At 46.4% G+C, this 20,607-nt stretch carries 23 protein-coding genes and 1 tRNA gene; all 24 read left to right on the top strand.

Going from position 1 to position 20,607, the window contains the following annotated elements:
* Positions 1-193 precede the first annotated feature (193 nt).
* The 24 genes from spoIVA (at position 194) to trpA (ending at position 20,602) form a co-directional block, all read left to right on the top strand.
* Complete coding sequence (spoIVA, locus tag J2Z65_RS05735) at positions 194-1,672, top strand: stage IV sporulation protein A (protein WP_145655311.1); 1,479 nt, start codon at positions 194-196, stop codon at positions 1,670-1,672.
* A gap of 247 nt (positions 1,673-1,919) precedes the next feature.
* Positions 1,920-2,192 (top strand): HU family DNA-binding protein, encoded by a 273-nt coding sequence (locus tag J2Z65_RS05730; RefSeq protein ID WP_145655310.1) that lies wholly within the window; start codon positions 1,920-1,922, stop codon positions 2,190-2,192.
* Between the two features lie 153 nt (positions 2,193-2,345).
* A tRNA-Pro gene (locus J2Z65_RS05725) sits at positions 2,346-2,419 on the top strand.
* A 95-nt stretch (positions 2,420-2,514) separates the two neighbouring features.
* On the top strand, positions 2,515-3,441 hold the full coding sequence (locus J2Z65_RS05720) for a phosphatase PAP2 family protein (RefSeq protein ID WP_240159515.1): 927 nt from the start codon (positions 2,515-2,517) through the stop codon (positions 3,439-3,441).
* Positions 3,442-3,516: 75 nt separating this feature from the next.
* Positions 3,517-3,762: a trp RNA-binding attenuation protein MtrB gene (mtrB, locus tag J2Z65_RS05715; protein WP_167053775.1), complete on the top strand. Its 246-nt coding sequence runs from the start codon at positions 3,517-3,519 to the stop codon at positions 3,760-3,762.
* Positions 3,763-3,890: 128 nt separating this feature from the next.
* Positions 3,891-4,424 (top strand): hypothetical protein, encoded by a 534-nt coding sequence (locus tag J2Z65_RS05710; RefSeq protein WP_167053777.1) that lies wholly within the window; start codon positions 3,891-3,893, stop codon positions 4,422-4,424.
* Between the two features lie 100 nt (positions 4,425-4,524).
* A complete protein-coding gene (locus J2Z65_RS05705) occupies positions 4,525-5,391 on the top strand; it encodes a heptaprenyl diphosphate synthase component 1 (protein WP_167053779.1) in 867 nt (288 codons plus the stop codon).
* Positions 5,392-5,410: 19 nt separating this feature from the next.
* Complete coding sequence (locus J2Z65_RS05700; protein WP_167054423.1) at positions 5,411-6,160, top strand: demethylmenaquinone methyltransferase; 750 nt, start codon at positions 5,411-5,413, stop codon at positions 6,158-6,160.
* Between the two features lie 7 nt (positions 6,161-6,167).
* Positions 6,168-7,043, top strand: a complete 876-nt coding sequence (locus tag J2Z65_RS05695) for a UbiA-like polyprenyltransferase (RefSeq protein ID WP_167053781.1) — start codon at positions 6,168-6,170, stop codon at positions 7,041-7,043.
* A complete protein-coding gene (locus J2Z65_RS05690; RefSeq protein WP_167053783.1) occupies positions 7,040-7,648 on the top strand; it encodes a UbiX family flavin prenyltransferase in 609 nt (202 codons plus the stop codon). The genes J2Z65_RS05695 and J2Z65_RS05690 overlap by 4 nt, the downstream gene beginning before the upstream one ends.
* Positions 7,635-8,498 carry a menaquinone biosynthesis protein gene (locus tag J2Z65_RS05685; protein WP_167053785.1) on the top strand — a complete coding sequence of 288 codons (864 nt, stop codon included), beginning with the start codon at positions 7,635-7,637 and terminating at the stop codon, positions 8,496-8,498. Before J2Z65_RS05690 ends, J2Z65_RS05685 begins: the two co-directional genes overlap by 14 nt.
* On the top strand, positions 8,495-9,472 hold the full coding sequence (locus tag J2Z65_RS05680; protein WP_167053787.1) for a polyprenyl synthetase family protein: 978 nt from the start codon (positions 8,495-8,497) through the stop codon (positions 9,470-9,472). The genes J2Z65_RS05685 and J2Z65_RS05680 overlap by 4 nt, the downstream gene beginning before the upstream one ends.
* 204 nt (positions 9,473-9,676) lie before the next feature.
* The gene (ndk, locus tag J2Z65_RS05675; protein WP_167053789.1) at positions 9,677-10,120 is read left to right on the top strand and encodes a nucleoside-diphosphate kinase; all 444 of its coding nucleotides are present in this window, start codon (positions 9,677-9,679) and stop codon (positions 10,118-10,120) included.
* Between the two features lie 126 nt (positions 10,121-10,246).
* Entirely contained in the window at positions 10,247-11,032 is a 786-nt protein-coding gene (locus J2Z65_RS05670) for a CheR family methyltransferase (protein ID WP_167053791.1), read from the top strand.
* Positions 11,033-11,126: 94 nt separating this feature from the next.
* Positions 11,127-11,291, top strand: coding sequence for a hypothetical protein (locus J2Z65_RS05665; RefSeq protein ID WP_167053794.1), 165 nt, complete (start codon positions 11,127-11,129; stop codon positions 11,289-11,291).
* 238 nt (positions 11,292-11,529) lie between these two features.
* Positions 11,530-12,693, top strand: a complete 1,164-nt coding sequence (gene aroC / locus J2Z65_RS05660; RefSeq protein ID WP_167053796.1) for a chorismate synthase — start codon at positions 11,530-11,532, stop codon at positions 12,691-12,693.
* A gap of 1 nt (position 12,694) precedes the next feature.
* On the top strand, positions 12,695-13,789 hold the full coding sequence (gene aroB, locus J2Z65_RS05655) for a 3-dehydroquinate synthase (RefSeq protein ID WP_167053798.1): 1,095 nt from the start codon (positions 12,695-12,697) through the stop codon (positions 13,787-13,789).
* A 3-nt stretch (positions 13,790-13,792) separates the two neighbouring features.
* Positions 13,793-14,179, top strand: a complete 387-nt coding sequence (aroH, locus tag J2Z65_RS05650; RefSeq protein ID WP_167053800.1) for a chorismate mutase — start codon at positions 13,793-13,795, stop codon at positions 14,177-14,179.
* A gap of 290 nt (positions 14,180-14,469) precedes the next feature.
* Positions 14,470-16,017, top strand: a complete 1,548-nt coding sequence (gene trpE / locus J2Z65_RS05645) for an anthranilate synthase component I (RefSeq protein ID WP_167053802.1) — start codon at positions 14,470-14,472, stop codon at positions 16,015-16,017.
* A 28-nt stretch (positions 16,018-16,045) separates the two neighbouring features.
* Positions 16,046-17,086: an anthranilate phosphoribosyltransferase gene (gene trpD, locus J2Z65_RS05640; RefSeq protein WP_167053804.1), complete on the top strand. Its 1,041-nt coding sequence runs from the start codon at positions 16,046-16,048 to the stop codon at positions 17,084-17,086.
* Positions 17,076-17,882, top strand: coding sequence for an indole-3-glycerol phosphate synthase TrpC (gene trpC, locus J2Z65_RS05635; protein ID WP_167053806.1), 807 nt, complete (start codon positions 17,076-17,078; stop codon positions 17,880-17,882). The genes trpD and trpC overlap by 11 nt, the downstream gene beginning before the upstream one ends.
* A gap of 15 nt (positions 17,883-17,897) precedes the next feature.
* Positions 17,898-18,596, top strand: coding sequence for a phosphoribosylanthranilate isomerase (locus J2Z65_RS05630; RefSeq protein WP_167053808.1), 699 nt, complete (start codon positions 17,898-17,900; stop codon positions 18,594-18,596).
* On the top strand, positions 18,593-19,789 hold the full coding sequence (trpB, locus tag J2Z65_RS05625; RefSeq protein ID WP_167053811.1) for a tryptophan synthase subunit beta: 1,197 nt from the start codon (positions 18,593-18,595) through the stop codon (positions 19,787-19,789). The genes J2Z65_RS05630 and trpB overlap by 4 nt, the downstream gene beginning before the upstream one ends.
* Positions 19,790-19,792: 3 nt before the next feature.
* Complete coding sequence (gene trpA / locus J2Z65_RS05620) at positions 19,793-20,602, top strand: tryptophan synthase subunit alpha (RefSeq protein WP_167053813.1); 810 nt, start codon at positions 19,793-19,795, stop codon at positions 20,600-20,602.
* The last annotated feature ends 5 nt before the right edge of the window (positions 20,603-20,607 follow it).

Raw genomic sequence — 20,607 nt, 5'->3', positions numbered from 1 at the left:
TATATTTTTTCAATGTGGTGAGGAAAACCATATATGTGCTTCATAAAATATGAGCTGCAAAAAAAAGATATGGCACATCTATCATATTTCTATCGAAAGTACATATATTTCTTACTAGTCCAAATGAATGTACGAGTAGTCAATTGTTACCGTCTCAAAGTCAGTTGACGACCAAACTGTAGGAGGGATTCTCTTGGAGAAAGTGGATATCTTTAAGGACATTGCAGAACGAACGGGAGGGGACATTTACCTGGGGGTTGTTGGAGCAGTCCGTACAGGAAAATCAACCTTTATTAAGCGTTTTGTGGAATCTGTAGTGCTTCCGAACATTCAAAGCGAAGCGGATAGGATCCGGGCTACCGATGAACTCCCGCAGAGCGCTGCTGGCCGCACGATTATGACAACGGAGCCAAAGTTCGTGCCGAATACGGCGGTTCAAATTTCCGTGGCCGAAGGGCTGAATGTGAATGTGCGCCTTGTTGATTGTGTAGGTTATGCGGTTGATGGCGCCAAAGGCTATGAAGACGAGAACGGTCCGCGGATGATTAATACGCCTTGGTTCGATGAACCGATTCCATTCCAGGAAGCGGCTGAAATCGGAACACGTAAGGTCATTCAGGAGCATTCTACGCTAGGTGTCGTGGTGACGACCGATGGTACGATTTCGGATATCCCGCGGTCATCTTACGTGCTGGCAGAAGAAAGAGTGATTAATGAACTGAAAGAAGTGGGTAAACCTTTCATTGTCATCATTAACTCACAGAAGCCGAATAGTGAGCCGGCGCTTGAACTGCGCAGTGAGCTGCAAAGCCGGTATGACGTGCCTGTTGTGACAATGAGTGTGGCAAGTGCAGGCGAAGAAGAGATGGTTTCTGTCCTGCGCGAAGTGCTCTACGAGTTCCCAGTTCATGAGGTGAATGTGAATTTGCCAAGCTGGGTAATGGTGCTGGATGAGAATCACTGGCTGCGTACTCAATTCGAAAATTCCGTACGCGATACGGTTCAAGATATCAGACGCTTGCGCGACGTGGATCGTGTCGTCAGCCAGTTTGCCGAATATGAATTTATCGATAGGGCGGCACTCGCCGGACTCAGTATGGGGCAGGGCGTTGCCGAGATTGACCTTTTTGCGCCGGATGAGCTCTATGATCGCATCTTGGTGGAAGTGGTCGGCGTGGAGATTCGCGGCAAGGACCATCTCTTGCAGCTGATGCAAGACTTCACGCATGCGAAACGAGAGTACGATCAATTCGCAGAAGCTCTTGAGATGGTTAAAACGACGGGATATGGCATTGCACCGCCGACACTTGCCGAGATGGCTCTCGATGAGCCTGAGTTAATCCGTCAAGGCTCCAGATTCGGTGTCCGTTTACGGGCAACAGCACCATCTATTCATATGATTCGGGTGGATGTCGAATCTGAATTCTCCCCAATCATTGGAACCGAGAAGCAAAGTGAAGAGCTTGTCCGCTATTTGATGCAGGATTTCGAAGACAACCCGCTCAAAATTTGGGAGTCTGATATTTTTGGCAGATCGCTGCATTCCATTGTGAGGGAAGGCATTCAAGGCAAGCTTGCCCAAATGCCGGACAACGCGCGTTACAAGCTGCAGGAGACACTTGGCCGTATTATTAATGAAGGTTCCGGCGGGTTAATTGCCATAATCTTGTAAAAAAGCAGACAAAAAATCACTCGAAAGAGTGTTTTTTGTCGTTTTATAGCAAAAATACCCACATAAAATGGAAAACGATACTTGAAATTGATGTCGTAGTATATTACTATGAGTTTATTCGTCTGCTTTCGAAGTTCATTTTTACTAAGAAAATCAACGTTTTTTCATGGAATCATGTATATTTTCTGAGGAAACGGTGAAAACAGGAAGTAACGGAAGTAAGAAATCTTGGGGGGAGGTGAATGGCATGAATAAATCTGAATTGATTAACAAGGTTGCTGAAACCTCTGAGCTTTCCAAAAAAGATGCAACGAAGGCAGTTGATGCTGTTTTTGAAGCAATTTCCGAAGCGCTGCAGGGCGGAGATAAAGTACAATTAGTTGGATTCGGTAACTTTGAAGTTCGTGAACGTTCTGCTCGTAAAGGACGTAATCCACAGACTGGTGATGAAATCGAAATTCCAGCAAGCAAAATTCCAGCTTTCAAACCTGGTAAAGCACTTAAAGATGGCATTCAATAATCGCGTATTACATACTATTGAACGTTATATATCAACAAAGCCGTGACCGCATTTTGCTGTCGCGGCTTTATTTATGAATAGCAGAAAATGCCTTTACAATTCGAAAATCTCCTACTATAATTACGAAGTGAATAAGTAAGCCTAGGCTACAGACGGGGTATGGCGCAGCCTGGTAGCGCGCACCCTTGGGGTGGGTGAGGTCGCACGTTCGAATCGTGTTACTCCGATTATGAAAAAGACATCGAAGGTCCGATGTCTTTTTCTCTTGAAGAGGCTTGTTCCAAGCAAAATGCACTTCTTAGATGATTTAGGGGGAACAGTCTTGAATAAGTTGAAACTGAACGAGCTAGTAAAGTCTCAAGATTGGACGATGTTCGGTATTATTGCTTCGATTTACTTAGTTTGGCGAATAGGTGTAGTTGGGAACTGGAGTAAAGAGTGTTGGATTTTGCTGTTAGTATGTTTGCTGGGTGTCCGCAAGGATCAGATTGACGTGGATTGGAAGCGGTTTTTTATTTTCGGTATTCCACTGCTCGGCGTATTTTATTACTTCTATGGAACCGGAAACGGCTTTTGGTGGAAAATCGCCAATTGGATGTTTGAAAACAACCGCCATCCCTGGCACTGGGATGATTATATGAATGCGATTCCGCTGAATACAGGCGGATGGGCAAGATGGATCGCTTCTCCGTTCTTGGATAGAGCCATGGTTTGGATATATAATTACGGCTTCGTTCTGTCCTTATGGATTTGCATCGTGAGAAGCTTTTGGACACGCAGTATCAAAAAAATGCTTTCGTACGCTCTATCTGGGCATATGCTGCAATTTCCGCTGATCCTGCCGTTTTATAACCTTATTTTGCTGCACGAGGTTTGGTACGTAAATAAACAGCCGGATTTATTGCACCGTGTTTTTGCCGATCAAAACTCTTTGCTAGTCGCAGTGATGAACTGCTTTCCGAGTATGCATACATCGATCTCTTTTGCCATGCTACTGCTGGCGTTAAGAGAAAAGGACCGAATTTTCAAAACGATGATGGTCACATACTGCGCTTCCATCATTTTCTCAACGTTGTACCTGCAGATTCACTGGTTAATCGATGTATTCGCCGGCATGCTGTTTGCTTACGGAACCGTCAAGCTATCGGATTTTCTTATTCATTTAGGGTCAAGTCGTGTGCTGCCTGCCAAGTTCAAGAGATTTTATCAAAAAGGGCTGCACACAACCTCCAAAGAAGTTTCAATCTAGGTTAGTTGACTTCTGGATGCTTTTTTTGGCATCATTAGGTAAGGAAATGAAGTGAAGCAAGAACGGAGGATGGGAATGGAAGATACGAATAAGAATCAAACGAATTCGAACGGCAATGAATATTTCGTTATTAAAGCGAAAGACAATGGTGTTCATGTGATTGGATTAACACGCGGTCAAGACACGCGCTTTCATCATACGGAAAAATTGGACAAAGGCGAGGTTATGATCGCCCAATTTACAGAGCACACCTCCGCTGTTAAAGTGAGAGGCAAGGCGCTTATTATTACGAAGTATGGCACCGTGGATACAGAAGAATAATTTATTATTGATAAAGCAGGCATAGCCTGCTTTTTTTCTTTGTACAATGGTTGTATAGAGCTTGTAATAGAAGTAGTTTTGCGCAGCCTGTTTTGCTCTTGCCGAATAGCTTGGAGGTGCAATCCAATATGAAATGGTCGATGCGGATCGTCATGACGTTAGCGATATCTATTGTCATTGTTATTTGTTTATCTTTATTGCCTAAAATGGATAGTTCGATGGGGGTAAACTCGCCTTATCGTTGGCCATCCAACCGCGTCGGGCAGGTCACGGACAATAATTTGCCGGATTTACTCGTTCAAGTTCCGTTACAAATGCGGATCCGCAAGGTCGAGCTGAGCAATACCCGCATGTCGCTTGATTTGAGCTTGCCCAAAAATGCCGATTCAGCCGCCGTTTACCGGGATCTGTACACGCTTGCCCAGACCATGCTGATGAAAACAAAAAATGTGAATCAAGTATGGGTTCGAGTCATTGATTATTCCAACACGACGGAAAATACTTCAACGCAGCTAGTGCTTGCGATGGTTGCCGAACGTGAATCTGGGAAGGATATGGAGAAGAGCGCAAACGAACTCAGCCTTATTCAGCTCGAGCAGGAATTGCAGAACCGGTTTCGTATTACGTACACCTCCAAATGGCAGCAAAGATATCCTTTATAATTAAATGTGCTTCTGTCAACTTGTTATGATATAATGATTTGAATTGAAACTTAAGAAGTGACATAAAAGAGATTTGGCACATGGTTACGGAGGCTTTTGCATGAATTCTTATCGGATCCCAGAGATCGCCAAGCAGTACACGGAGTATGATATGATCCAAATTCACACAGACTTGCCCGATTTCCCGGAGCTGCGCACGCGTCTGTTGTTTGCTTTCTTGAACGGAAATAGTAAATTAAGCACATCCAGTGAGTTGTATACGCTAGCAACTTCGCTCGTGCAGCTTGCACTCGACACTCATGACATGGTTACGGTTTCGAATGACATCAAAGAGAAAAAGGCGGCAAGATCCAGACAGTTAAAGGTTCTTGCTGGGGATTATTTCAGTTCCCGTTTCTATCATCTCCTTGCCGGGGCCGGTCAAATTGACATGATTAAGCAACTGTCGAATGCGATTTGTGAAGTAAACCGATTAAAGATGAACACGTACATGAAAATGAAGCAATTGAAATTATCGGCAGAAGATTACATTCACCAAACGGTGGAAATAAAATCTCAGCTTTTTTTGTCATTCTCGGAATTTATGTCTGAGGTATATGACCAAGCATGGCCGGAGATTTTGAGGAGCTACGCGAAGTGTGAGGTCATTTTTGAAGAAATTTTTCGCATGGAATCCGGGGCCAATTTCAAGGGGAGTTGGGGATTCTGGCACATTCTGCAGCATGGCACGAAGGATGAACGAAAGCAGCTTCAAGCGGAGGAATCGGATCAAGCCAAAGTTCGCACCTTGCAGCATAAATATCATATCACTTCGCAACTGTATCAGATGCTGGATTCTCAAACGAAGATGTTACAATCCAGCGTGCAACAGCTTGAATCGGACAAACTAATTAGTGAACTCTTTCACATAGGAGAGCCATTCCTGCGATTTTTAGCCAAGCAGCCCAAAGTGCTGGAAGAAATTTGAGGTGACCTGACAGATGAATATGACAAAAACCAAATCACAAGCCAAAACCCAAAAGTCCAAAGAAGAATTCGTGCACTCCGTCTTCGAAAGCATTGCGCCAAAGTATGATTTAATGAACAATATCTTAAGCTTCAACAGGCATAAAGCGTGGCGCAAATTCACAATGAAGAAGATGAATGTTAAGCCAGGGGAAACAGCCATCGATTTATGCTGCGGGACGTGTGACTGGACGATTTCGTTAGCCAGGGCAAGCGGCACGGGAAAGATGGTCGGGCTGGATTTCAGCCAGAACATGCTGGATTATGGCGCTGAGAAAATTAAGCAGCTTCACCTGGACAAGCAGATTGAGTTAATTCAAGGCAACGCGATGAGTCTTCCGTTTGACGACAACACGTTTGATTACGCAACGATCGGATTTGCCCTTCGTAATGTTCCCGATTTGGAGCAGGTCATTCGTGAAATGCAGCGTGTCGTTAAGCCAGGAGGGCTAGTTGTGTCTCTAGAGTTGTCCAAGCCGACGTGGCAGCCGTTCAAGTCGATCTATTATTTTTATTTCCAACGCGTCCTGCCTTTCTTGGGGAAAATGATTGTCCAGAAGTATGAGCAGTATAAATGGCTTCCGGAATCATTAATCACTTTTCCCGATCACAAACAACTTGCGGCAATATTTACGAACCTAGGATTAGATAGTGTACAGGCTTACCCGCTAACAGGCGGAGTTGCAGCCTTGCATATTGGCACCAAGGGGAAAACGAAATCAGGAGAGTAATGCGCATATGTTTACTAAATTAAAAATTTTTCTAGAAATGATTAAGTTTGAACACAGTGTTTTTGCACTGCCTTTTGCATTCATGGGGGCGATTCTGGGATCCGTGGTATTGAATGGACATTTGCCGGGCTGGGCTCAGATTGGCTGGATTACGCTTGCGATGGTCGGGGCAAGAACCGCGGCGATGGCATTAAATCGTGTGATTGATAAAGCGATCGACAAGAAAAATCCGCGAACGGAAAATCGTGCTATACCGGCGGGCTTAATTTCAATCCCGCAAGTCATTATTTATATTATTATTTCATTTGCATTACTTTTCTGGGCAACCTCAAATTTAAGTGCTTTGTCAATGAAACTACTGCCGATCGCAGTGTTTTTTCTTGTCTTTTACTCTTATACCAAAAGGTTCACTTGGACATGTCACTTTTTTCTAGGCTTGACATTAGGATTAGCTCCACTAGGCGGGTGGATTGCCGTAACAGGTCAATTTACTTGGGCTTCAATCGTATTTTATTTGACGGTAGTGTGCTGGAGTGCAGGATTTGATCTCATCTATGCTTGCCAGGATGCTGAATTTGATCGCAATGAAGGGCTTCATTCCTTGCCAAGCCGCTTTGGCATTAAGGCAGCACTGAATACAGCTCGCATCTTGCATGTACTTACTGCTGTAGGACTAGTTACTTTATTCTTCATTACACATTTGAGCTGGTTTTATTTGGTAGGTCTCGTTATTGCATACTTTATTCTGTACAAGGAACACAGACTTGTCTCACCGCAGGATTTATCCAAGCTGAATACCGCCTTTTTTACGATGAACGGTGTCCTCAGCCTTGTGATGTTTGCTTTTACATTGATTGATGTGCTTGTGAGGGAGTACCTATGAGCGGCGGCAATTGGGTGATAGGAATTACCGGGGCTAGCGGAGCTGTTTATGGCGTTCGGCTGTGTCAGGTTATGCTGGATCAGGGATTAGATGTACATCTAATCGTTACTGAGGCTGGCTGGAGAGTCCTTCACGATGAATTGGATTGGAATGCCGGCAAGCGCAAAGACATGCTCCAGGAGCATTTTGGCGGCCGTGCCGGCACATTTGAGTATCATCCGATTGCTGATATAGGTGCAACCGTAGCTAGTGGCTCGTTTCGCACGAAGGGGATGGTTGTCATCCCTTGCTCAATGGGAACTTTATCGGGCATTGCTCACGGATCATCCGATAATTTGTTAGAGCGTACAGCAGATGTCATGCTGAAAGAAGGAAGAAAAATAATTCTGGTTCCAAGGGAAACGCCATTACATGCCATACATTTAGAAAACATGCTAACCTTATCTAGAATGGGCGTCCGCATGCTTCCGGCCATGCCAGCCTTTTATAATCGTCCGCGCTCCCTAGAGGAGATGGTCGATTTTTTGGTAGGCAAAGTGCTGGACAGCATGGACATTGAGCATTCCTTGTACCGAAGATGGGGGGATAACCATGAAGAGCGCTGACCCTAAAATTCGGATTGGCCGAATCAACTATACGAACGTTTGGCCGATCTATTATTATTTTCCGGAACTTATGAACACTTCGGAAGTGAACATCATTGAACAAGTTCCGACTTCATTGAATAAAGCTATGGCTGCCGGAAGCATTGATATGGGGCCAATCTCTTCCTTTGCCTACGGGGAGTCCTTCGAGAATTATTTGTTGTATCCGGATCTTTCAGTGAGCGCTTATGGCGAAGTCAATTCGATTTTACTGTTCCATGAAAAGCCGCTTCGCGAGATCGCGAATGGACATATTATGCTGCCTACAACATCAGCTACTTCTGTGAATTTACTCAAGATAATTCTAGAAAAATTTTATGGCGGAAAGCCAACTTATGAATACGCGGAGCCGAATGTCGAGCGCATGATGGCTCAGGCTGACGGAGCATTGCTCATTGGCGATGACGCAATCAAAGAGAGCTGGCGCAATAAAACGTATATGATTACAGATCTTGGGCAAGAATGGGCGAAATGGACAGGACAATGGATTTCATTCGCTGTTTGGGCTATACGCAAAGAGACAGCAGCGCTATATCCGGAACTTGTGGCTGATGTGTTTGAGGCGTTCATGGCAAGTAAAGCGAAAGCCCACCGTAATCCGGAAGAAATGATAAGCAAGGCGCAAGCTTCCGTTGGCGGTACGGCTTCCTATTGGCATCATTATTTTCATACGTTATGTTATGATTTTGGAACGGAACAGTGGGAAGGACTTGCTACCTATTACAAGTATTGTTATGAGCTTGGTTTCCTGCCGAAGCCAGTAAGTATCGCTTTATGGTCAGAGAATAAAGTGGCACGGGTGACAGAATGAAAAACTTAATCGATATTTATTCAAGAAAGAAAAAAGATATAGCGGCTATTGAAAAAGCGCTCGAAGAAAGCGTATATACAGATCACGCTATGCTGAGAGAAACGTCTAACCATTTACTGAAAGCTGGTGGGAAGCGAATTCGTCCGGTCTTTGTACTGCTCTCTGGCGAGTTTGGACAGTACCAGCTGGAAACGATGAAACGTGTGGCAGTTCCACTCGAACTCATTCATATGGCATCGCTAGTACATGATGATGTCATTGATGACGCGAACACAAGGCGCGGGCAACTTACGGTGCGATCCAAATGGGATAATCGCATTGCGATGTTTACAGGAGACTACATATTTGCTAAAGCATTAGGTGTCATTACGCAAATTCACAAACCCGCTGTCCATCAAATCATGTCTAAAGCAATCGTGGAAATGTCCATCGGCGAGATGGAACAAATTCGGTTCTTCTTTCATTCCGAACAATCGATTCGCGATTACTTATTGCGAATAAGACGTAAAACAGCGCTTCTTATCGCCATTTCGTGCCAATTGGGAGCTATGGCTGCTGATGCACCGGACTGGATAAGCAATAAGCTGTACGGGTTTGGGTATAACGTTGGAATGGCGTTCCAAATTCGTGACGATATTCTTGACCTTATCGGTACCGAAAAGCAAATCGGCAAACCGCCGGGCTCGGACGTGAAACAAGGGAATATTACGATTCCTGTTTTGTTTGCCATGCAGGACCCAGCACTAGAACCGCTTATTTTGGCGGAATTAGAGCGTATACATAAATTAGACGGACAAACGGATGTCAGTCGGTTCTTGGATATTATTCGTCATAGTGAAGGCATTGAGAAAGCAGATGCACTATCACAGAAGTACATAGATAAGGCGATAGCTTCTTTGGATAAGCTGCCAGACAGCCAAGCGAAGAAGGATCTGATCGAGGTAGCGTATTTCATCGGCAATCGATCGTACTAAAGGTCGTTGCAATTTGAGAAAAGCTGCCAAAAAGTGTAAACTAATAGCAAGTACATAGCTTTAACCTTATGGCGTACAGGTTTACGATGCAAGTTTTCTAACGAAAACTCAGTAGATGCTCACGAAGCAAGTTTTCTTAAGAAAACTCAGCAGATGCTTACGATGTAGGTTTTCTAAAGAAAACTCTAGGGAGGAAGTCGTTACATGGATAAAACATTTTTGATGGTCAAGCCAGATGGCGTGCAGCGCGGCCTAATCGGTGAAATTGTAAAGCGCTTCGAACAGAAAGGCTTTCAATTAATCGGCAGCAAATTGACGATGGTATCGAGAGAACAAGCCGAGTTTCATTATGCCGAGCATGAAGGCAAAGATTTTTACGAAAGACTCGTTAATTTCATTACGTCAGGGCCTGTCTTCGCGATGGTGTGGCAGGGAGATCAAGTCATTCCTTTATCCCGTACGTTGATTGGCAAAACGAATTCTCTAGAAGCAGCACCAGGCACGATCCGTGGCGACTATGCCGTACATACGAATTTTAATCTTATTCATGGCTCGGATTCACCGGAAAGCGCTGAACGCGAAATCGGCAATTTCTTCAAAGAGGACGAGATCCTTGCCTATACCAAAATCATTCAGCAGTGGATCTAGCTATGAAAGCCCAAGAACCTGTCATCTCTCGGATGCAGGTTCTTTTTTTTGTCGCCCTTTGAAGGAATTTGGCAGAGTTTGAAAGAATGTATGTAAATTAGACAATAAACAAGGTGGGTGGACAGCATGGAAGAGGACCAGGATTTTTTGTTATTTATAAAAAAAGTAAAAGATCATACGTCCATTGATCTTGCACTTTATAAAGAAGCGCAAATGAAAAGACGTCTTACAACTTTGCGAATGAAACGTGGCTATCAAACGTTCGTCTCTTTTTTTGATGCCATGATGAAAAATAAAGAGCTTTTTTATGAATTTCTGGATCGGATGACGATCAATGTTTCCGAGTTTTGGCGGAACCCGAATCGGTGGGAACTTGTAGAGTCGAGATTTATACCTGAGATGTTGAAAAAGAATCGCAGATTGAAGGTTTGGAGTGCAGCTTGTTCTACGGGCGAGGAGCCTTATACATTAGCGATGATTTTGGCGGAGCAAGGAGCCTTAAACGATGTTCATCTACTTGCAACAGATATCGATGAAGGCGCTCTGGATAAGGCGCGTAAAGCGGTCTATCTTGATCGTTCATTGCGAGATGTTCCCGAGAAGTATGTGAAGAAATATTTTCGTCAAGAACAAATGATGTATCATATTTCGGATGAGTTGAAAAAGCCTGTCAGATTTCAAAAGCAGAACCTGCTTGTCGACACGTTTGATACCGGATTTGATCTGATTGTATGCCGCAATGTGATTATTTATTTCACAGAAGAGGCGAAGCATGTGCTGTATCAAAAATTTGCAAAGGCATTGAAACCAGGTGGGTTGTTGTTCGTGGGCTCGACAGAGCAGATTTTCTCCCCGGGACAATATGATCTAGAACCGGCGGACACTTTCTTTTATCGCAAGAAGGGGGTATAAGATCTTCCATATTTTCCAATACTAAGATGTAGCATAACTCAGTGACGTTAATGAGAACTGTAAATAAACGGAAGCTAACTCTTAGGGGGCTCTTATGGACAAACGCAAAGTGATTACCGCTTATCGCAGGGGAATGATCTCCATTCAAGAATGTGCGCAAATTTTGGGAGTAGATTCATCGCAAATCATGGGTTTGATGAATGACCCGCAAATGGCAGAACTTCCAAGAGTTGTCCAGAAGCAGCCTATGCATGGGTAACCTTGCTCCTGAGCAGATATGAACACGCTTGCGCTTGAGGGAATATCCCTTATCTGCAAAGCGTGTTTTTGCGTTTGTGCTGTTGCCAAACCAGAGTACCTATACTATAATGACTTAAAGATAATCGCGCGTCAAAGCGCTAAAGCGTTTGAAACAAATTCAAGTTGCTATAGGAACACTTTCAACTTGACAGAACTTATAGGCGAATGTTTCACCAAATTATAGGGGGTAACGGATTGTGAGATATTTAACGGCAGGCGAAACACACGGACCGCAGCTCACTGCGATTATTGAAGGGTTCCCAAGTAATGTAACCCTTAACTTTGAGGATCTGAATTTTCAATTACATAGACGTCAGAAGGGGTATGGCCGTGGTCGTCGGATGCAAATTGAGAAAGATACAGCGACTATTGCCGGCGGTGTGCGCCATGGTAAAACAACAGGCGCTCCGATCGCGCTTGTCGTAGTCAACAATGATTGGAAGCACTGGACTTCCGTGATGGGCATCGAGCCGGTAGAAGAGGATAACGAAGGCAAACGCCGCGTGAATCGCCCTCGTCCCGGACATGCCGATTTAAATGGCGGTCTTAAATATAATCAGAAAGACCTGCGTAATATTTTGGAGCGCTCCAGCGCCCGCGAAACGACAATGCGCGTAGCGACCGGTGCGGTTGCTCGCCAACTGTTGGCAGAGTTCGGCATCAAAGTAGCCGGTCAAGTAATCCGGATCGGCGATGTGGAAGCACAGCGTCAAGAACTTCCGATCGATGACCTGATCCGTATTACCGAGGAATCACCGGTGCGTGTCGTAGATAAAGAAGCGGAGGCCCAAATGATCGCCGCTATCGACGCTGCCAAAGAGGATGGGGATACCCTCGGCGGTATCGTTGAAGTGATCATTGAAGGTGTGCCGGTAGGACTTGGCAGCCATGTGCAATGGGACCGCAAATTGGATGGTAAAATTGCGCAAGCTGTTCTCTCCATTCAAGCGTTCAAAGGCGTGGAATTCGGCATTGGCTTCGAAGCTGCAGAGCGTAGAGGATCGAATGTGCACGATGAAATTTTATATACAGAGGAATCCGGCTTTAGACGCAGAACGAATCGTGCAGGCGGATTTGAAGGCGGAATGACGACAGGCGAGCAAATTATCGTTCGCGGAGTCATGAAGCCAATCTCGACCTTGTACAAGCCGCTGCAAAGCGTGGACATTGACACGAAGGAAGTATTCACAGCGCAGGTTGAGCGTTCAGATACTTGTGCAGTCCCGGCTGCGGGCGTCATTATGGAGAACGTAATCGCATGGGAAGTTGCGAATGCGTTTTTGGATAAATTCGGCGGCGACTCCATTGAGGAGATTCGTGCGAATTTAAACAATTTCTTGAAACAAGTGGAGAGCTACTAATATGAGAGAGCTCACGGTAGAGCTTGGAGAACGGTCTTATCCTATTTATATTGGCCAAGGTGTCCTGAACAATATCACGGCGCTGTTCGACCGCGCGAAGCTCAGCCGCAAATCGCCACTGCTCGTTGTCACAGACAACGAGGTGGCTCCGCTGCACCTGGAGCGCGTCATGGCGCTGCTCCGCGAAGGCGGCTTCGCCGCGACGGCCTGCGTCGTTCCCGCAGGCGAAACATCCAAATCCCTCGCGCAGCTCGAGGGAATCGTAACCGCCGCCCTCCAGGCGGGTCTCGATCGCAGTTCTGCGATCGTCGCCCTTGGAGGAGGCGTGGTCGGCGATCTCGCCGGCTTCGCTGCGGCGAGCTTCATGCGCGGGATCCGCTTCGTGCAGATCCCGACAACGATCCTTGCCCACGACAGTTCTGTCGGAGGCAAGGTCGCTGTTAACCATCCGATGGCGAAGAACATCATCGGGGCGTTCCACCAGCCCGAGCTCGTTCTCTTCGACATCGACTTGCTTCTGACTTTGCCGCCGCGCCAGGTGAAGGCGGGTCTCTCCGAAGTGATCAAGCATGGCTTGATCTGGGATGTCGCTTTCACACAGTGGTGTGACGACAATGCAGAGAAGCTGCTGTCTTTAGATCCGGAAGCGCTCAGTTACGCCCTTTATATAGGCTGTAAAGTAAAGTCGATCGTTGTATCTCAGGATGAGCGCGAGAACGATTTGCGTGCCATTCTTAATCTTGGCCACACCATTGGCCATGCCTTGGAAGCTGTCGCCGGGTACGGCGAACTGCTGCATGGTGAAGCGATCTCCATTGGTATGGTGGGCGCTGCGAAGCTTGCTCAGCAGTTTGGATACTCCGAGGAGATCCATCGTGTAACCAAAGGTTTGTTCCTGAAGTACGGATTGCCTGTCAGCATTCCGCCTCATTTGGACACGGACAGCATCATGAGCGCGATGATGCACGATAAGAAATTTAAAGAAGGCACGATGGTCTACATCATTCCTATGGAGATTGGCAAAGTCGAGATCCGTAAGGATGTTACCGTTGAACAAGTTAGACAAATTGTTGAGCTTCTAAAGGGGGAGAGTTAGCCGATGTTCTGTAGGGGAATCCGTGGTGCGACGACGGTTGAACACAATGAAGCGGAAGAAATTTTATCCGCAACCGGTGAGTTGCTTCGTGCCATCGTAGAAGCGAATGATTTTCGTCCGGAGGATATTTGTTCGGTATTTATTACAGTGACTGGGGACATTACGGCAACGTTTCCGGCACGGGCCATTCGTACAATGGTTGGTTGGGAATTGGTTCCTTTGATGTGTTCGTTGGAAGTTCCTGTTGAAAATTCATTGCCTAAATGTATCCGTCTTATGGTTCAAGTGAACACAACGAAGAGCCAAGCGGAAATCAACCATATTTATTTGAAGGAAGCCAAAGCACTTCGCCCTGATATTGTTAAATTGACAAATGAAGCTGCACGGTAGTATAGTGTAGTTAGATGAGATTAGGTAAGTAGAGCAGAGTTTAGTTGAGTAGAGCAGAGCCCAGTTGAGATGAGAAAGATAATTGAGGATTGTATGAAGATGAACACGACTCATTCGGAGGCGTCTGTTTCCTCATACACATCATAATTTCTTTTGTCATATTCTTCTTAATCTTCTACATTAAACTAAAAGTCAACCTCTACTTCGGTAGAGGTTTTTTGTTATTCAAATAGAGTTTGGAGCACCTCGGTAAACGACGGAAAGCTCACAAGCTGAGAGGGGATGTTACCATGTATACACCTGAAATTCAAGAAGTGATTCGTTTGTCCAAAAATAACAACCTCATTCCTGTGGTGCGTCATCTATTGGCAGATACAGAAACCCCGATTCGTGTTTTTCAGCACTTGTACCAAGAGAAGCGTGCATTTCTGTTAGAAAGTGTAGAGGGCGGAGTGAAGTGGGCGCGATATTCCTTCATCGGAAGCGATCCATTTCTGATGATTACGGCGAAGCATGGAAAGACGGTCGTTGAAACACAAAACGAGACTAAGGTTTCTGACGAGAAACCGATTGATGTGTTGAAGGCTTACCTAAGATCCTACTCCAGCCCTCAGCTTGCGGATTTGCCGCGATTCACAGGTGGCGCTGTCGGATTCTTTGGATACGATCTTCTGCAATACTATGAGAAGCTGCCTGCTCATCAAATTGATGACTTGCAAATGAACGATATTCAATTCATGTTCTGTGATCAAGTTATCGTATTCGATCATTTTAAACAGCAGATCAAAGTCATTGCTAACGTGCATGTGCCGCCTTTTGCAACAGATGCAGACATCGTGAAGGCGTATCATGCGACATGCGCGAAAATTGATGCGACGATCGAGAAGATCAAGCGTCCGCTCGGAACGGAAACAATGACGCATAATCCGATTGTATCAGAGCCGGATCTCGGAGATATTCGCTCGAATGTGACGAAGGAAAAGTATATTGCTAACGTGAACAAAGCGAAGGAATACATTCGGGCCGGTGATATTTTTCAGGTAGTCTTGTCGCAACGTTTTGAGATGGAAACAACCGTGTCTCCGCTTCAAGTGTACCGGGTGCTTCGCACGATGAACCCATCTCCCTATATGTATGTGCTCAAAATGGATGATGAGGTTGTCGTCGGCACATCGCCGGAATTGCTTGTACGGGTTGAAGAAGAGAAAGTGGAAACGCGTCCGATTGCCGGCACAAGACCTCGCGGTAAGACGCCGGAAGAGGATTTGGCTCTTGAAAAAGAACTGCTCGCAGATGAGAAGGAACGCGCTGAGCACTTAATGTTAGTTGATCTAGGTCGTAACGATATCGGTCGCGTGTCGGAATTCGGTACGGTGAAGTGTGATACCTTTATGGATGTTGAACGTTATTCACACGTTATGCATATCGTTTCCAACGTATCCGGTAAAATAGCGAAGGACAAAGATTTCTTCGATGCTTTTCTTTCTTGTATGCCTGCGGGGACGGTGTCTGGAGCGCCGAAACTGCGTGCGATGGAGATTATTGCTGAGCTGGAGCCAGAGGCGCGCGGTACGTATGCGGGAGCCATTGGTTACTTAGGATTCTCAGGGAACTTGGACACATGCATCACGATTCGCACGATCGTATTCAAGCATGGCAAAGCGTACGTGCAAGCCGGCGCCGGTATTGTTTGGGACTCTGTTCCGGAAAACGAGTACCAGGAGACGGTTAACAAAGCGACAGCTTTGCTCAAATCGATTCGGATGGCAGAAGCCATGTTCAGCCCTGAACCTAGACCGGTAAGCGATATTAACAAGGATTATTTTGTTAACTCTTAAGGGAAAGATGTAGAGGAGGATTCGTGTCATGAGTAGACTTAATCATATACAGCAAGCGCTTGGCAAAGTAATTAGCGGCAACCACCTGTCGCGTGAGGAAGCGCGCAGGGTGATGTCGGAAATCATGGAGGGGGCGGCATCGCCCTCTCAAATCGGCAGCCTTCTGACGGCTCTTCGCATGAAAGGCGAAACCCTGGAAGAGATTACAGGGTTTGCAGAAACGATGCGGAACAAAGCGCTCCAAGTAAATGTGCAGCAGCATGACCTGCTGGACACTTGCGGTACTGGCGGCGATGGAGCTGAGACGTTCAATATTTCAACAACGGCGGCCATTGTTGCTGCTGCAGGAGGCATTCGCGTTGCGAAGCATGGCAATCGGGCAATGTCCAGCAAAAGCGGCAGCGCCGATGTGCTGGAAGCTCTTGGTGTGAATATTACGTTAAGCGGCGAACAAGCGGCGCAATGTTTGGACAAAACGGGTATTTGTTTTATGTTCGCACAAGCTTTTCACCAATCTATGAAGCATGTAGCTGCTCCGCGAAAAGAGCTGGGCTTCCGCACGGTATTCAATCTGCTGGGTCCGCTTACTAACCCTGCAGGAGCGGATCGTCAAGTACTTGGCGTGTTCGACAGGACGAAAACAGAACTTCTCGCGCAAGCGCTGCAGGCATTAGGGCTGAAGCGTGCATTGGTAGTAGCCAGCGAGGACGGTCTAGATGAATTCAGCATTTCGGCGCCAACCAAAGTAACGGAACTAAAAGCGGATCGGATTAGCACTTATTCTATTACTCCTGATGATCTTGGTCTACGAGCGCATAGCATTAAGGATGTTGGCGGTGGTGATGCGCTGTTGAACGCAGAGATTATCCGTCATATTTTTGCCGGCGAAAGAGGGCCTCACCGTGATATCGTGCTCGCGAATGCAGCTGCGTGCTTCTACGTGACAGGACATGTCGGAAGCCTGCAGCAAGGGGTTAAATTTGCGGCTGATGTGATCGATTCGGGCCGTGCAGAACAAAAATTGAATGAATTAATCCAATACACAGGAGAACTAAGCCATGTTTCTTGATAAAATTGTTGCCACCAAGCGTGCTGAGGTTGAAGCGATGAGCAGCTTTTCCATTGCGGAAGCGGAGAAGGTTATTTCAGCTCTTCCTCCTTGCCTAGGCTTTGAACAAGCATTGACTACACGTAAAAACCGTGCGATGGGACTGATTGCCGAAGTCAAAAAGGCATCTCCATCCAAGGGTTTGATCCGTGAAGATTTTGATCCGGTACGTTTGGCGGAGTCCTACGAACGTGCAGGCGCAGATTGCATCTCGGTTCTTACGGATGTGCAGTATTTCCAAGGGAGCAACGACTACCTTAAGGCTGTTCGGCAAGCTGTCAAAATACCTTTGCTGCGGAAAGATTTCACGATTGATCCGAAGCAAATCTATGAAGCTCGTCTGATTGGTGCGGATGCGATCCTGCTCATCGCGGCAATTTTGACAACTGATCAAATGAAACAGTACCTAGCGCTTGCCAGTGACCTTGGTTTGGATGCGCTAGTTGAAGTTCATGATCGTGAAGAGCTGGAGCGAGCGTTAGAATTAGACACCCGATTGATTGGTATTAACAACCGGAATCTGAAGACATTCGTCACGGATTTGAAAACGACGGAAGAATTGATTCAATTCATTCCAGCGGGTAAAACAATCGTAAGTGAGAGCGGTATTTCCGCTGTTCAAGATATGGCCTATTTGCAGGAAATCGGCTCCCACGCTGTACTGATCGGCGAGCATTTCATGCGTCAGCCCGTTGTTGAGCAAGCGGTTCATGATCTGATGGGACCAAGAGTGAAAACAACGAATCAGATGGCGTAGAAAGAGGCGAAAAGAATGGCTGCAGGCACGTTTCCAACCGTAAAAATTTGTGGACTTCAAAGCGTTGAAGTGTTAAAATCAATCGTGCATTTGCCGATCGATCATATCGGATTTGTTTTTGCCCCAAGTAAACGCCAAGTAACGCCGGACAAGGCTAATGAGCTTATTTCTTATCTGAAATCAGAAGCGGCGAGCGGCTTAACCATACCGCTTACGGTAGGGGTATTCGTGAATCCGACTCAGGAGCAGCTAATCGATATTTTGGCTGTTGCTCCGCTTGATGTTGTCCAATTGCACAGTCAGGAGACCCCTGAATTTTGCAGTTGGGTGCGTGAACGGTTCCAAGTGCAGGTGTTTAAATCTGTGTCCATTTCCAAATCGGAGGATAAAGTACCTTCATTAACGGAAGTAGGTGCTCAACTAGACCCTTATATTGGATCGGTTGACGCTATTTTGCTGGATACTTTTGACCCTGTGTATGGGGGAGGCTCCGGTAAAACTTTTGCTTGGGACTGTATACCGGTTTATCTGGAATGGGCTCGTTTAGCAGGCGTGAAGCTGCTTGTCGCAGGCGGACTGCAGCCTGATAATGTGAATCAATTAGTGGAAGCCTATCGTCCCGATGGCGTAGATGTGTCCAGCGGCGTGGAGACGGATGGCGTGAAAGATATTGCGAAAATTAGCGCATTTGTGGAAAGGGTGACCCGAAAGTGACGCAAGTACCTGATGAGCACGGCAGATTCGGCAAGTTCGGCGGCCGTTACGTACCAGAAACATTGATGAATGCATTAACTGAGCTGGAAGAAGCTTATAATCGATATAAAGATGACCCGGAGTTTATTGCCGAAGTTCGTTATTTGCAAAAACAATATTCCGGCAGACCAACTCCCCTTTACTATGCGGAGCGCCTTTCTGAGCAATTGGGCGGGGCCAAAATTTACTTGAAACGCGAAGACCTGAATCATACTGGCGCTCACAAAATCAATAACACAATCGGACAAGCGGTTCTCGCGAAAAAGATGGGGAAAAAGAAAATTATCGCCGAGACTGGCGCTGGACAGCACGGTGTTGCGTCGGCAACGGTCGCTGCCTTAATGGGCTTTGAGTGCAAAGTATTTATGGGCGAAGAAGATACGAAGAGACAGCAATTGAACGTTTTCCGCATGAAATTGCTTGGTTCTGAAGTAATTCCCGTCACGTCAGGAACTCGTACGCTGAAGGACGCATGTAACGAAACGCTGCGTTATTGGGTTAGCAACGTCCAGGATACCTATTACATCCTGGGATCCGTAACAGGACCGCATCCTTACCCGATGATGGTGCGTGATTTTCAGCGAATCATAGGCGATGAGTCGCGCGAGCAGATTTTAGAAACGGAAGGCAGACTGCCGGATGCCGTTGTCGCTTGCGTTGGCGGAGGCAGTAACGCCATGGGCATTTTTTATCCTTTCGTTCAGGATGAAACGGTTAAACTCATCGGGGTTGAAGCGGCTGGACGCGGAATTCATACGGAGGAACACGCTGCGACTATGACCAAAGGTTCACCTGGCGTATTCCAAGGCTCGCTGAGCTACTTGCTGCAGGATGAATATGGGCAAGTGCTTCCGGCTCATTCCATTTCCGCAGGCTTAGACTACCCGGGTATCGGTCCCGAGCACTCATACCTCAAAGATATTGAACGTGCTACTTATTATCCGATAACTGACCAAGAGGCCCTTGACGCGCTTCAATTGCTTAGCCGCACGGAGGGCATCATTCCAGCCCTGGAGAGCGCTCATGCGATTGCACAAACAGTAAAGCTGGCTCCTACGATGTCCAAAGATCAAATTATTGTCGTGAGTCTATCCGGCCGCGGCGATAAAGATGTGGAATCCATCATGAGCTATCTTGGCACAGGGAGGGAATAAGTTATGAACCTGATAGATAAGCGATTTGCTGAGCTCAAAGAGCGTGGGGAAACGGCAATGATCCCGTTCCTTACCATCGGTGATCCGTCCAAAGAAGCTTCTTTGGAGCTTATTCTGGAGATGGAGCGGGCTGGTGCCGATTTAATCGAGCTAGGTGTTCCGTATTCAGATCCGTTAGCTGACGGTCCAGTGATTCAACGCTCCTCGGAACGTGCGCTATTAAGTAAAATAACGATATATGATGTGATTGATGTGGCGCGCCAAGCCAGAAACAGAGGCTCCAAGCTGCCGTTCATTCTCTTCACCTACTATAATCCCGTGCTGCAAATCGGTCTGGAACGAATTTTCAAGACGATGCAGGAAAATGAAATCAGCGGTATCATCATTCCCGATCTGCCGCTGGAAGAAGATAGTGAAACAAGGGCGATTGCCGAGTCCTATGGCGTGCATTTGATTCCACTAGTTGCGCCAACATCGAATGAACGTGTTAAACGCATTGCCGCTGGAGCTCGCGGATTCGTTTATTGTGTTTCATCGCTAGGCGTTACCGGTGAACGCGCTGAGTTTTTCGGAGGGATTGAGGACTTTCTTTCCACCGTGCGGGAAGCAGCGAATGTGCCGATCGTTGTCGGCTTCGGAATATCCAACCGTGAGCAAGTGCAGCGGTTTGAGAAGCTTTGTGACGGTGTCGTCGTGGGAAGCGCCATTGTCCGTTCGATTGAAAGTGCGTTGCATCATTTTAAAGAAGATGCTGCCCATCCGGAAGGTCTACAGCAAATTGGCGGCTTTGTTGGCCAGTTGAAAGGCAGATAACGAAA

It is taken from the genome of Paenibacillus aceris, assembly GCF_017874035.1.
GTDB classification, from domain to species: Bacteria; Bacillota; Bacilli; order Paenibacillales; family NBRC-103111; genus Paenibacillus_E; species Paenibacillus_E aceris.
This window is presented reverse-complemented; position numbering and strand designations above follow the sequence as displayed.